Genomic DNA, 13,513 nt, shown 5'->3' with positions numbered 1-13,513 from the left:
GAATTGAATGGCTATCAAAGCAGAAGAAATCAGTGCCTTGATTAAAGAACAAATCGAAAACTATCAACAACAGCTTGCTGTTGAAGAAGTTGGAACAGTCACTTACGTCGGTGACGGAATTGCCCGCGCCCACGGTTTAGAAAATGCCATGAGTGGAGAACTTGTTGAGTTTTCAAACGGTTCATACGGAATGGCACAAAACTTAGAAACAAATGATGTAGGGATTATTATCCTTGGCGATTTTGAAACCATTCGTGAAGGAGATAAAGTACAACGCACAGGCAAAATCATGGAAGTACCCGTCGGGGAAGCTTTGATTGGCCGTGTTGTTAATCCATTAGGTCAACCATTAGATGGTTTAGGCGAAATTAAAACAGACAAAACACGTCCTGTGGAAGCAACAGCTCCCGGTGTTATGCAACGTCAATCTGTTGCTGAACCAATGCAAACTGGCTTAAAAGCCATTGATGCCCTAGTACCAATTGGTCGTGGACAACGGGAATTGGTTATTGGAGACCGTAAAACAGGGAAAACATCGATTGCAATTGATACAATTATTAACCAAAAAGGACAAGATGTAATTTGTATTTATGTAGCGATTGGTCAAAAAGAATCTACTGTTCGTAACCAAGTAGAGACACTTCGTAAATTTGGTGCCTTAGATTATACAATCGTTGTGACTGCAGGGGCTTCACAACCAGCACCATTACTTTACATTGCACCATATGCAGGAACTGCAATGGGTGAAGAATTCATGTATAACGGCAAACATGTCTTAATTATTTTTGATGACTTATCAAAACAAGCCGTGGCTTATCGTGAACTTTCTCTACTATTACGCCGTCCACCAGGTCGTGAAGCTTATCCAGGGGATGTCTTCTATTTACACTCACGTTTGTTAGAACGTGCAGCTAAATTAAGTGATGAATTAGGTGGTGGTTCAATGACAGCCTTACCATTCGTTGAAACACAAGCAGGCGATATTTCTGCTTATATTCCAACAAACGTTATTTCAATCACTGATGGACAAATTTTCTTAGAAAGCGACTTGTTCTATGCAGGCACTCGTCCAGCCGTTGATGCTGGGTTATCTGTTTCTCGGGTCGGAGGATCAGCGCAAATCAAAGCAATGAAAAAAGTTGCCGGAACGCTTCGTTTAGACTTAGCTAGTTACCGTGAGTTAGAAGCCTTTACACAATTTGGCTCTGATTTAGATGCGGCAACACAAGCTAAATTAAACCGTGGTCGTCGTACGGTAGAAATTTTAAAACAAAAACTACATGCGCCACTGCCTGTAGAAAAACAAGTCTTAATTTTATATGCGTTAACACACGGCTTTTTAGATAGCGTGAGCGTGGATAAAATTTTACACTTTGAACAAGATTTATTCGATTATTTTGATGGCAAACATGCAGACTTATTGGAAACCATTCGTACAACGAAAGACTTACCAGATACTGATGCATTAGATGCAGCGATTACAGAGTTTTCTGAAATGTTTGCAGCGGCAAACAACAGCGGAGATTCAGCCAAAGAAGCTTTAGAAAAAATCGATAACGCATAAGAGAGGTGAGCGACATTGGGTGCTTCATTAAACGAAATCAAACAACGCATTGCATCAACAAAAAAGACAAGCCAAATTACCAAAGCGATGCAAATGGTTTCTGCAGCCAAATTGACCAAGTCAGAAGGCGCCTCTAAAAGCTTTCAAGAATATTCTTCAAAAATTCGTAGTGTCGTTACGCATTTAGTAGCTGCTCAGTTAAGTGAATTACGTGAAACAGAACAATCTTCTCTTAGTGAAGGGAACTATCATGTGATGTTAGCACAACGACCTGTCAAAAAAACAGGCTATATCGTTATCACTTCTGACAAAGGGTTAGTTGGTGGCTACAATAGCTCAATCTTAAAACAAACCATGAGTATGATTCAAGAAGACCATGATTCTAATAAAGAATATGCCTTAATCGCTATTGGTGGTACAGGGGCGGATTTCTTTAAAGCACGCGGAATCGATGTTTCCTATGAGCTAAGAGGCTTAACGGATCAACCAACGTTTGAAGAAGTCCGTAAGATTGTGACAACGGCAACGACTATGTACCAAAACGAAGTGTTTGATGAATTGTATGTTTGTTATAATCACCACGTTAACTCACTAACGAGTCAGTTTCGTGTGGAAAAAATGTTGCCAATTACTGATTTAGATCCATCAGAGGCGACCTCTTACGAACAAGAATATCTTTTAGAGCCTTCACCTGAAGCAATCTTGGATCAATTATTACCACAATATGCAGAAAGCTTAATTTATGGGGCGATCATTGATGCGAAAACAGCAGAACATGCTGCTGGGATGACCGCCATGAAAACAGCCACTGACAATGCGCAAAATATTATTAGCGATTTAACAATTTCTTATAACCGTGCTCGTCAAGGGGCGATTACCCAAGAAATTACAGAAATTGTTGCTGGTGCAGCTGCACTAGAATAATCTAGTCTTACGTTTGAACGTTTATAAAAACGTTCAAAGCGTGTGACTTTATGAAGACTGGAGGAAAGAAATTATGAGTTCAGGAAAGATTGTTCAAGTAATCGGTCCCGTTGTTGACGTGGAATTTTCATTAGATCAATCCTTACCCGATATTAACAACGCTTTAGTCGTTTATAAAAATGGCGAAGCAAAACAAAAAGTAGTACTTGAAGTCGCTTTAGAACTAGGTGATGGAGTGATTCGTTCTATCGCCATGGAATCGACAGATGGTTTACAACGTGGAATGGAAGTTATCGATACAGGAAAATCAATTTCAGTTCCTGTTGGTAAAGATACATTGGGTCGTGTGTTTAACGTTTTAGGAGACACAATTGACTTAGAAGCGCCATTCCCTGCAGATGCTGAACGTAGTGGGATTCATAAAAAAGCGCCAGCATTTGATGAATTAAGTACCAGTAATGAAATTTTAGAAACAGGGATTAAAGTTATTGACTTATTAGCGCCTTATCTAAAAGGTGGTAAAGTCGGACTTTTCGGTGGTGCCGGTGTTGGTAAAACCGTCTTAATTCAAGAATTAATTCATAATATTGCCCAAGAACATGGAGGGATTTCCGTCTTTACTGGTGTTGGTGAACGGACACGTGAAGGGAACGACCTGTACTATGAAATGAAAGATTCAGGCGTTATTGAAAAAACAGCCATGGTTTTTGGTCAAATGAACGAACCACCAGGTGCACGGATGCGTGTGGCCTTAACTGGGTTAACGATTGCTGAATATTTCCGTGATGTGGAAGGACAAGACGTGCTATTATTTATTGATAACATTTTCCGTTTCACCCAAGCCGGTTCAGAAGTTTCTGCCCTTTTAGGTCGGATGCCGTCAGCCGTAGGTTACCAACCAACCTTAGCGACTGAAATGGGACAATTACAAGAACGGATTACTTCAACGAAAAAAGGATCAATTACCTCTATTCAAGCAATCTATGTTCCAGCCGATGACTATACCGATCCAGCGCCAGCAACAGCGTTTGCCCATTTGGATGCAACAACTAACTTGGAACGTAAATTAACCGAACAAGGGATTTATCCAGCGGTAGATCCGTTAGCTTCATCTTCTAGTGCCTTGGCTCCTGAAATTGTTGGAGAAGAACACTACGAAGTGGCTACCGAAGTGCAACATATTTTACAACGTTACCGTGAATTACAAGATATCATCGCTATTTTAGGGATGGACGAATTATCAGATGACGAAAAAGTACTTGTTGGTCGCGCACGCCGTGTTCAATTCTTCTTATCTCAAAACTTTAACGTTGCTGAACAATTTACAGGTCAACCTGGTTCTTATGTACCAGTTGCGGAAACAGTTCGTGGCTTTAAAGAAATTCTTGAAGGTAAACATGACAATCTGCCAGAAGAAGCCTTCCGTAGTGTCGGTAAAATTGAAGATGCCATCGAAAAAGCGAAACAATTAAACTACTAGAAAGGCGGCAAACACAATGGATAGTCTTACTGTGAATGTAGTAACGCCGAATGGTCTAGTTTATGACCACCATGCAAAAATCGTTGTGGCGAAAACAACAGATGGTGAGATTGGTATTTTACCAAAACATGCGCCAATCATCGTTCCGCTAGCGATTGATGAAGTCCGCATCAAACGGACCGATTCAGATACACATGTTGACTGGGTAGCTGTAAATGGTGGTATCATGGAAGTCCGTGATAATGTCGTTTCTATTATTGCCGATAGTGCTGAACGTGAACGAGATATCGATGTACCTCGTGCTGAACGAGCAAAACAACGAGCAGAACGTTTAATTGAAGAAGCCAAAGCAAAAGACGACCGCGATCAACTACGTCGTGCGACTGTTGCTTTGCATCGTGCAATCAACCGGATCAACGTATCGAAACATGGGTAAAAAAGGCTGAAGGATTCAGTCACTTTTGTAGAGTTTAAGGCGCTTGCTATTGAGTCAGGTGCCTTAAACTCTATTTCTTCGTATTTTTTAATAAATAGTGTCAAATTTTGGCATTTCAAGTGGATTAATTATCGGTTTTTATTATTTTGTGATAAAATGTTCCTACGTTAGAAAAAAGGAGGCTCCTTATGCAATACTATGGAGTAGATGCTATTGTTCGAATCGTTAGTCATCTTATGTTCATTTACATAAGTTTTTGGGCGTTGCAATCATTGCGTATTGAGCAATTTTTCAAAACCCAATTTACACCGCAAATCAGAATGTTGATGGTATTTTTCGCCATCGCTATCGGATACACAGTTAGCTCGTTTGCTTTAGAATTGATTGCGCTTTGTCGAAATCTTTTCATTGTGTATTTTCCTTAAAAATTGAAAAATAAAAAAAGGTACAATTTTTAGTTGAATAATGGTATAATAGTAAAGATTTTGAATAGGAATACCTATTCTCATTTTTTTGGGGGGAACAAAATGGAACAAATTATTGTTCATGGTGGTAATACAAAATTAGAAGGAACTGTAAAAATTGAAGGCGCCAAAAACGCTGTTTTACCAATTTTAGCAGCTACTCTTTTAGCTGAAGAAGGCGTTACTACTTTAAAAAATGTACCAATTTTATCTGATGTATTTACAATGAATCAAGTAATTAAGCATTTGAATGTAGCCATTGATTTTGATGAAGACGCGAATGAAGTAACAATAGACGCAACACAACCTTTAGGGATCGAAGCAAACTATGAGTACGTTAGTAAAATGCGTGCTTCTATCGTTGTAATGGGACCTTTATTGGCTCGTAATGGCCATGCCAAAGTGGCAATGCCAGGTGGCTGTGCCATTGGAAAACGACCAATTGATTTACACTTAAAAGGCTTCCAAGCATTAGGTGCAAAAATCATCCAAAAAAATGGTTACATTGAAGCAATTGCGGATGAACTAATCGGTAACACTATTTACTTAGACTTCCCAAGTGTCGGCGCTACGCAAAACATTATGATGGCTGCTGTTCGTGCGAAAGGAACAACCATCATTGAAAACGTTGCTCGTGAACCTGAAATCGTTGACTTAGCAAACATTTTAAACAAAATGGGTGCCAATGTTATCGGTGCTGGAACAGAAACGATGCGTATCGAAGGCGTCGATAAATTACATGCCGTAGAGCATTCAATCGTTCAAGATCGAATTGAAGCAGGTACGTTCATGGTAGCTGCAGCAATGACTGAGGGAAATGTTTTAATTGAAGAAGCAATTTCTGAACATAATCGTCCGCTAATTTCTAAATTAACTGAAATGGGTGCAATCATTGAAGAAGAAGAAAATGGCATCCGTGTAATTGGACCAAAACATCTAAAACCAACAGATGTTAAGACAATGCCGCATCCTGGTTTCCCAACAGACATGCAAGCACAAATGACAGCGATCCAAATGTTTGCTGAAGGAACAAGCATCGTGACAGAAACAGTCTTTGAAAATCGTTACCAACACTTAGAGGAAATGCGTCGAATGAACGCTGACTTAAAAATTGACGGCAACATTGCCGTTATTAATGGTGGCAACGAGTTACAAGGAGCAGCAGTGGAAGCCACTGATTTACGGGCAGCTGCCGCATTGATTTTAGTAGGGTTACGTGCAAATGGCATTACACGTGTCTCTAATTTGAAATATTTAGATCGTGGCTATTATGAGTTCCATAAAAAACTTCAAAAATTAGGCGCGAACGTTGAACGTGTCAATGATGAAAAAATTGAAGAAAAACAAGCAACGACAGTAATCTAAAGGAGTCAAACGTATGAGTTCATTTCGTTATATTTTAGTAACATTATTGAAAATTCTAGTGGTCATTTCGTTAGTCATTATCTTATTTGTTGTGGGAACAATGATTGGTTATGGTTTGATTGGAAATGGGAATCCAATGGATGTCTTTGATGAAAAAATTTGGACTCATATTATGAACTTCTTTAAATAAAAACTTATTTTAAGGCGGTGAACAAAAGTCAATTGACGATTGTTCACCGCCTTTTCTTTTTCCTGAATATCTATTTTATTCTATGCTATAATAATAGAAGTAAGATAATGAAGGAGTGGGATGGAAGATGCAAGCAACCGTAACAGAAATAGGCAAACATGCAATCGATGATTCAGAAAAAATGATTATTCTTTTTGGAGAAACTGCTACCGATACCTTGAAGCAACATGCAGTTATTCAATCATTCCCAGAAAAAGACCAAGTTACCTTGGCAGAAGGAGATCATCTGAAAATTGGCGATACAAACTATACAATCACAAAAGTGGGTTCTTTTGCCAATAGTAACTTGCAAAGTATCGCTCACAGCACTTTAATCTTTGCTGATGCACCAACCGATGAGGATGATGTTATCCGAAATGGTGTTTATTTAACGCCCCATCAGTTACCAAAGATAACCATTGGAACAACAATTGATTATTTAGTAAATGGAGCGTGAATCAATGGATAAAAAACAAACGACTGATAAACGCCTGTCTTGGTTTTGGCGTTGGTTTTTAAATAATCAAGTAGTAACAGCCTTACTGATTGTCTTATTGGTGCTGTTAATTATTCTAACTTTTACGAAAGTTTCTTATTTATTTAAGCCCGTCTGGCAGTTTTTTGGCGTTGTCGGCTTACCAGTAATTATGGCGGGGATTTTATATTATTTATTAAATCCGATTGTCGATTATTTAGAGAAAAAACAAATCTCGCGTGTCTGGAGTATTATCGGCCTATTTATTTTAATTGTGGCACTACTCATTTGGGGTGGTATTGTAATCGTTCCTAAAATTCGTGAGCAATCTGTCAGCTTTGTGAATCATTTTCCTCAATATATTGATACAATTGATCAAAAATCGCAGGAAATATTAAGTGATCCACTTTTTGCGCAATTTAGAGAACAACTTGAAGCGGCAGGCGATAAAGTTGTCAGTTCGTTAGGTACCATCATTAAAAACGTCTCAACGTTCACAGTACAAGGAATTGGTAATTTCTTTGGGGCGGTGGCTACGATCTTTGTCGCCATCATTACGATGCCGTTTATTCTATTTTATTTACTGAAAGATGGCAAAAACTTAGCGCCATATTTAATGAAGTTTTTACCAGTGAAGATGCGTAAACCAACCTTAAAAGTTCTTGCAGAAGTCAATGATCAAGTCTCTTCTTATATTAGAGGACAGTTAACTGTCGCTTTCGCAGTGGCAATTATGTTTATGATTGGTTTTTCTGTCATTGGCTTAGATTATGCAGTCACTTTAGGTATTGCAGCAGGCTTTTTAAATTTAATCCCTTATTTAGGGTCATTTTTAGCCATGATTCCAGCAGTCTTTTTAGGAATTGTCAGTGGGCCAGCTTTGTTAATTAAAGTCTTGATTGTTTTTGCCATTGAGCAAACGGTCGAAGGTCGGTTTATTTCACCACTTGTCCTAGGCAGTCAGTTATCCATTCATCCAGTCACCATTTTGGTTGTTTTATTAACGTCTGGTAAACTATTTGGGATTGTCGGGGTGATTTTAGGAATTCCTGTTTATGCCGCAGCTAAGGTGATAATTACACACATTTTTGAGTGGTACCAAATTGTTTCCGGTTTGTATGATGAAGATAAGCCAGATCAACAAGAATCTACGTAACAAAAGAGACAAGCAGTGAACGAACTGCTTGTCTCTTTTTGATGTAAATCACTCGGAAAATTTAGAATGTTTTACCGTATTCAGTTGCTTTGGTCATGGCAGTATTTAAAAGTTCTTCCGCGCGATCAGGGAAATGATCGATTCCTTCGATGAATAATCCGTCGACTTGCTCAACACCAATAAAGTTTAGAATCGCTTTAATGTATTGAGAAGCAAAATCTTTTCCTTCGTAGAAGCCGCCATTTGATTGGATGTGTAAGGCTTTTTTACCACTTGTTAGAGGTTTTGGTCCTTCTGCAGTATATTGGAATGTTTTTCCAGCAACGTTGATTGTATCTACCCAAGCTTTTAAGCGTGTCGGTACGTTTAAGTTCCACATTGGATTAGCAATTACTACTTTGTCTGCAGATAAAAATTGATCAGTTAATTCATTAAAACGAGCCACTTTTTGTTGTTGGTTTTCGCTTAATGTTTCAAACGCTGCGCCAGCGCGAAGTGCACCCCAAGCAGATAATAATTCTTCATCGATTTCCGGCATGTTTGTTTCTGGTGCATAAACATCTAAAATTTCGATTTCGTCTGATGGATTTGTTTCACGGTATGAAGCTAAAAATGTTTCTAACGCACGAACTGAGCGTGATTCTTCTTTTGTTAATGGATGTGCTTTAACAACTAATAATTTTGACATTGTGTAATCTCCTTAAAATAAATAGTTTAAAAATTCAACATCTCTATTTTACTAATAAAAAGTAAGAGAAAGCAAGTCTTTTTTTTACTTTTAGTAAACTTTTTTTAAAATGGATCAAAAGTGTAAAAAATAAATAAAAATATTTTTTTGGAAAGGCTTGCATATTAAAAAAAAGCATGCTATTATTACTTTGTAAATAAGGATTGTTACTGCTTTGCAGGCAAAACCAGAGTCTTCCATTAACACAATCAGTGGAGGGATTCTGGGCTTTTTTTATAAAAAAGTGAGGTTGCATTCATCATGAGGATTGAAAAAGTTTTAAATAATAATGTCGTGCTTTCAAGAAATGAGCAAGGCGAAGAAATTGTTTATATGGGACGCGGCTTAGCCTTTCAAAAGAAGATTGGAGACACGATCAATCCAGATTATGTTGAAAAGGAATTCGTGTTAAAGGACTCCGCTATGGCAGGGCAATTCCAGCAGCTGTTTGAAGACGTCCCCACCAAAGAAGTAGAAGTCGTCAAACAAATCGTTGATTTAGCAGAAACAACGCTAGCGATTGAGCTTTCATCAAATATTTATTTAACTTTAACGGATCATATTCACTATGCGTTACTTCGAGCCAAAGAAGGAATTGATATTCCGAATCCTCTTGTATTCGAAACACGCAAATTTTATCCTAAAGAATTTGAAATCGCAAAGCAAGCATTAGCGATTATTGCTGAAAAGCTAGGGGTTCAATTTTCAGAAAATGAAGCGGGCTTCATTGCTTTTCATATTGTGAATGCTGAACAAGGAAATGGCAATATGGAAGTTACCATGGAAGCAACCAAGATGGTTCGTGATATTTTAACGATTATTAGTCGCTACTTTGGACAGGTGTTTGATGAAGATTCATTGAACTATCAACGAATTGTTACACATCTTCAATATTTTGCGCAACGTTATTTAAAACAAGAAGCGCATGATGAGGAGGACGAATTTCTTTTTGCATTGGTCCAAGGAAAGTATCCTAAGGCGTTTCAAGCGGTCCAACGTATTAATGAGTATTTATTAAAAAGCTATGATCGACCAATTGATCAAGCGGAAATGATTTATTTAACCATTCATATCCAAAGAGTGGTCAATGATAAAAAAGCATAACAACCAATAATCGCGGATTGTTACTGATAATGCAGGCAAAACCTAGATTGAAAAAACCGATAACGATTTTCGCAGACTGCGCAGCTGTGAAGAGAAGGATCTGGCTCTTTTTCAATGTAGGTTTTTTTGATATTAAAAATTAATGGAAATGAGGATCTAGAGATGAGTAAAAATCAAGAAATTGCAGCACGTGTGTTAAAAGCTGTTGGGGGCGAAGGCAACGTTAATAGTGTTGTTCACTGTGCTACGCGCTTACGTTTTAAATTAAAAGATGAAAATAAAGCAGATACAGCTGCATTGAATGCTGACCCAGATGTTATTCAGGTAGTTCAAAGTGCAGGACAATATCAAGTGGTTATTGGCAGTCACGTTAGTGATGTCTATAAGGATTTGATGGCCAACAGTGGACTAGGTAATGATTCTGATAATAGAGAAAAAGAAAGTGGCGGAAATATCTTTAACCGTTTAATTGATATTATTTCTTCTATTTTTACACCGTTTTTAGGTGCAATGGCCGGCGCTGGGGTTCTAAAAGGCTTCTTAACATTGGCTGTAACTATGGGCTGGTTGGCTGACACTTCAGGCGTATATCTTGTTCTCTTTTCGATTGCAGATGGTTTATTTACTTTCTTACCAATTATGTTAGCGTTTACGGCTGCTAAAAAATTCAATACTAATCCCTTTTTAGCGGTTGCTTTGGCGATGGCCTTAGTTCATCCCAGCATTACTGCTTTAGCAGGCAAAACAATTAGCTTTGCTGGTCTTCCAGTGATTATTGGGCCAAGTGGCTATACTTCTTCGGTTTTACCAATTATTTTGGCTGTTTTTGCACAAAGTTATGTGGAACGTTTCTTCAAAAAAGTAATTCCGAGTTTTCTACAAATTATCTGCGTTCCGTTAGCTGTGTTCCTTATTATGGCACCTGTTACCTTCTTAGCTATTGGTCCTATTGGGACGGTCATCGGCGATTGGTTGGGACAAGGATACAACGCAATTTACGCTTTTAGTCCAATTATCGCAGGGTTATTAATGGGTTCGTTGTGGCAAGTCTTGGTAATGTTTGGTATGCATTGGGGCTTTGTACCAATTATGATGTTAAACTTAACACAAGGTGGTGATACGATGGTACCAATGTTATTACCAGCCGTTATTGCACAAGGCGGGGCTGCTTTAGCTGTCTTTTTCCTAACAAAAAATGTGAAACTAAAAGGTTTGGCTTTGTCTTCAAGTATTACGACTATTTTTGGAATTACTGAACCAACTGTATATGGCGTGACTTTACCATTGAAAAAACCATTTATTGCAGCTTGTATTGGTGGCGGTATCGGTGGTGCATTTGTGGCTATGAATCACGTGAAAAACTTTACGTTTGGCTTGGTTAGTATGTTGAGCTTACCTGGGTTTATTCCTGCAGAGACAAAAGATACTGCACCGATGATTACTGGTGCAATTGGTGCTGGAATTGCTTTTATCATTGCGTTTGTCTTAACGTTTGTCTTACGTTTTGAAGATCAACCTAATCCAGAAACAGCAACTGAAAAAACAGCAACTGATAAGGTGGTGGCACCTGTAAAAACGAATCAAGAAGACAAAATTATTTTAGCAAGTCCACTTCAAGGTGAAATTTTACCGCTAGAAAAAGTACAAGACCCTGTTTTTGCTTCAGGTGCTTTAGGAAAAGGTGTTGCAATTGAGCCGACTGAAGGCAAACTGTATGCACCCGCAGATGGTGAAATCACCACATTATTTCCGACAGGACATGCTGTTGGCTTGACGACAACAGAGGGCGTTGAATTATTAATGCATATTGGCATGGATACGGTCGAATTAGATGGTAAAGGCTTTGAATTATCAGTGAAACAAGGTGATTCTGTTAAAAAAGGAGATTTGCTGGTTACTTTTGATATTGCTGCCATTAAAGAAGCTGGTTATCCAGTAGTTACACCGATTGTGGTAACGAATACGAATGATTATTTAGATGTTTTGGATATGAACCAAACAGACGTGTTACATGGTGAAGACTTTTTAGCCATTATTAAATAAAAGACAATTGGAGGAGGAACAAGTATGACAACAACGACAAAATTTCCAAAAGGATTTTTATGGGGCGGTGCGACCGCAGCCAATCAATTAGAAGGGGCTTACTTAGCCGATGGTAAAGGGTTATCTGTGGCAGATGCGATGCCGGGAGGAAAACAACGTTTCGCTATTTTAGGAGATGAAGCGTTTGATTGGACGATTGACGAAACGAAATATCGCTACCCTAATCATACAGGAATTGATCACTATGATCGCTTTAAAGAGGACATTGCGTTGTTTGCTAAAATGGGCTTCAAATGTTATCGCTTTTCAATTGCGTGGTCGCGTATTTTTCCAAAAGGAGATGAAACACAACCGAATGAAGCCGGCTTGAAATTTTATGATGCGGTTATCGATGAATGTTTAAGCTATAACATTGAACCAGTAATTACGATTTCTCATTATGAAATGCCACTGCATTTAGCGAAAGAATACGGCGGGTGGAAAAATCGTCAATTAGTTGACTTTTATGAACGTTTTGCGGAAACTGTTTTAACACGTTACCACCAAAAAGTTAACTATTGGATGACATTCAATGAAATTAATTCAGCTTTTCATTTCCCAGCACTTAGTCAAGGATTGGTGAAAAGCAATGGAGCCAATGATTATCAAAACATTTTCCAAGCCTGGCATAATCAATTTGTTGCAAGTAGTAAAGCTGTAAAAATTGGCCATGAATTAAATCCAGAATTACAAATTGGATGTATGATTATTTATGCAACAACGTATGGCATTGATTCGAATCCAGTCAATCAAGTTGCTACAATGATTGAAAACCAAGAGTTTAATTATTATTGTACAGATGTTCAAGTTCGTGGTGAATATCCAGCATACGCAGAACGCATGTATCAAAAATATGCTGTGAAAGACTTAGTTATTGAAGAAGGAGATTTAGAATTATTAAAAGAATACCCAGTGGATTACATTGGCTTTAGTTATTATATGTCGACTGCTGTCGATGTTACTGGTACTACCAACGATACAGCAAATGGGAATCTTTTAGGCGGCGTTAAAAATCCCTTCTTAGAAGCAAGTGAATGGGGTTGGCAAATTGATCCCGAAGGCTTACGAATCGCCCTAAATGAATTATATAATCGTTATCAAAAACCTTTATTTATTGTGGAAAACGGCTTAGGTGCAATTGATAAAGTAGACGAAAATTTCTATGTGGCAGACGACTATCGGATTGATTATTTACGTCGTCATATTGAAGCAATGGCAGAAGCAGTTGCAGACGGCGTCGATTTAATGGGCTATACGCCGTGGGGCTGTATTGATTTAGTCAGTGCTTCCACAGGTGAAATGAGTAAACGGTATGGGTTTATTTACGTTGATTTAGACGATGAAGGAAATGGTACTAAAAACCGTTATGAAAAAAAATCGTTTAATTGGTACAAACAAGTTATTGAAACTAATGGACAAAACTTAGACTAGTTATTGTAATTAAACAAAACAAGATAAGCGTAGTAGGTTGTTGCTTCTGTTCCCGCCGTTTATTAATTTTTAAGCT

13 protein-coding genes are annotated in these 13,513 nt (G+C 38.2%); 12 read left to right on the top strand and 1 reads right to left on the bottom strand.

Going from position 1 to position 13,513, the window contains the following annotated elements; genetic code table 11:
- The first annotated feature begins 7 nt into the window (after positions 1-7).
- From atpA to IGL37_RS10260, 9 genes are all read left to right on the top strand, one after another.
- A complete protein-coding gene (atpA, locus tag IGL37_RS10300; protein WP_002356555.1) occupies positions 8-1,564 on the top strand; it encodes a F0F1 ATP synthase subunit alpha in 1,557 nt (518 codons plus the stop codon).
- A gap of 15 nt (positions 1,565-1,579) precedes the next feature.
- A complete protein-coding gene (locus IGL37_RS10295) occupies positions 1,580-2,488 on the top strand; it encodes a F0F1 ATP synthase subunit gamma (RefSeq protein ID WP_002359606.1) in 909 nt (302 codons plus the stop codon).
- A gap of 73 nt (positions 2,489-2,561) precedes the next feature.
- A complete protein-coding gene (atpD, locus tag IGL37_RS10290; protein ID WP_002356558.1) occupies positions 2,562-3,968 on the top strand; it encodes a F0F1 ATP synthase subunit beta in 1,407 nt (468 codons plus the stop codon).
- A gap of 16 nt (positions 3,969-3,984) precedes the next feature.
- Positions 3,985-4,404, top strand: a complete 420-nt coding sequence (locus tag IGL37_RS10285; RefSeq protein WP_002356559.1) for a F0F1 ATP synthase subunit epsilon — start codon at positions 3,985-3,987, stop codon at positions 4,402-4,404.
- Between the two features lie 188 nt (positions 4,405-4,592).
- A complete protein-coding gene (locus tag IGL37_RS10280; protein ID WP_002356560.1) occupies positions 4,593-4,829 on the top strand; it encodes a DUF1146 family protein in 237 nt (78 codons plus the stop codon).
- Between the two features lie 102 nt (positions 4,830-4,931).
- A complete protein-coding gene (murA, locus tag IGL37_RS10275) occupies positions 4,932-6,233 on the top strand; it encodes a UDP-N-acetylglucosamine 1-carboxyvinyltransferase (RefSeq protein ID WP_002356562.1) in 1,302 nt (433 codons plus the stop codon).
- A gap of 13 nt (positions 6,234-6,246) precedes the next feature.
- On the top strand, positions 6,247-6,423 hold the full coding sequence (locus IGL37_RS10270) for a DNA-directed RNA polymerase subunit beta (RefSeq protein WP_002356564.1): 177 nt from the start codon (positions 6,247-6,249) through the stop codon (positions 6,421-6,423).
- 127 nt (positions 6,424-6,550) lie between these two features.
- Positions 6,551-6,919: a PTS glucitol/sorbitol transporter subunit IIA gene (locus tag IGL37_RS10265; protein WP_002356567.1), complete on the top strand. Its 369-nt coding sequence runs from the start codon at positions 6,551-6,553 to the stop codon at positions 6,917-6,919.
- A 4-nt stretch (positions 6,920-6,923) separates the two neighbouring features.
- Positions 6,924-8,093: an AI-2E family transporter gene (locus IGL37_RS10260; protein WP_002381494.1), complete on the top strand. Its 1,170-nt coding sequence runs from the start codon at positions 6,924-6,926 to the stop codon at positions 8,091-8,093.
- A gap of 61 nt (positions 8,094-8,154) precedes the next feature.
- Here the strand turns inward: IGL37_RS10260 and IGL37_RS10255 are convergent, their stop codons facing one another.
- Positions 8,155-8,781: an FMN-dependent NADH-azoreductase gene (locus IGL37_RS10255; protein ID WP_002356569.1), complete on the bottom strand. Its 627-nt coding sequence runs from the start codon at positions 8,779-8,781 to the stop codon at positions 8,155-8,157.
- Positions 8,782-9,081: 300 nt separating this feature from the next.
- Between IGL37_RS10255 and licT the strand changes: the two genes are divergently transcribed.
- From licT to IGL37_RS10240, 3 genes are all read left to right on the top strand, one after another.
- Positions 9,082-9,924, top strand: coding sequence for a BglG family transcription antiterminator LicT (gene licT / locus IGL37_RS10250; RefSeq protein ID WP_002359608.1), 843 nt, complete (start codon positions 9,082-9,084; stop codon positions 9,922-9,924).
- A 162-nt stretch (positions 9,925-10,086) separates the two neighbouring features.
- The gene (locus tag IGL37_RS10245) at positions 10,087-11,967 is read left to right on the top strand and encodes a beta-glucoside-specific PTS transporter subunit IIABC (protein WP_010821045.1); all 1,881 of its coding nucleotides are present in this window, start codon (positions 10,087-10,089) and stop codon (positions 11,965-11,967) included.
- Positions 11,968-11,991: 24 nt separating this feature from the next.
- Entirely contained in the window at positions 11,992-13,437 is a 1,446-nt protein-coding gene (locus IGL37_RS10240; RefSeq protein ID WP_033917842.1) for a glycoside hydrolase family 1 protein, read from the top strand.
- Positions 13,438-13,513: the final 76 nt, after the last annotated feature.

This window comes from Enterococcus sp. AZ119 (genome assembly GCF_050546175.1).
GTDB classification, from domain to species: Bacteria; Bacillota; Bacilli; order Lactobacillales; family Enterococcaceae; genus Enterococcus; species Enterococcus faecalis.
This window is presented reverse-complemented; position numbering and strand designations above follow the sequence as displayed.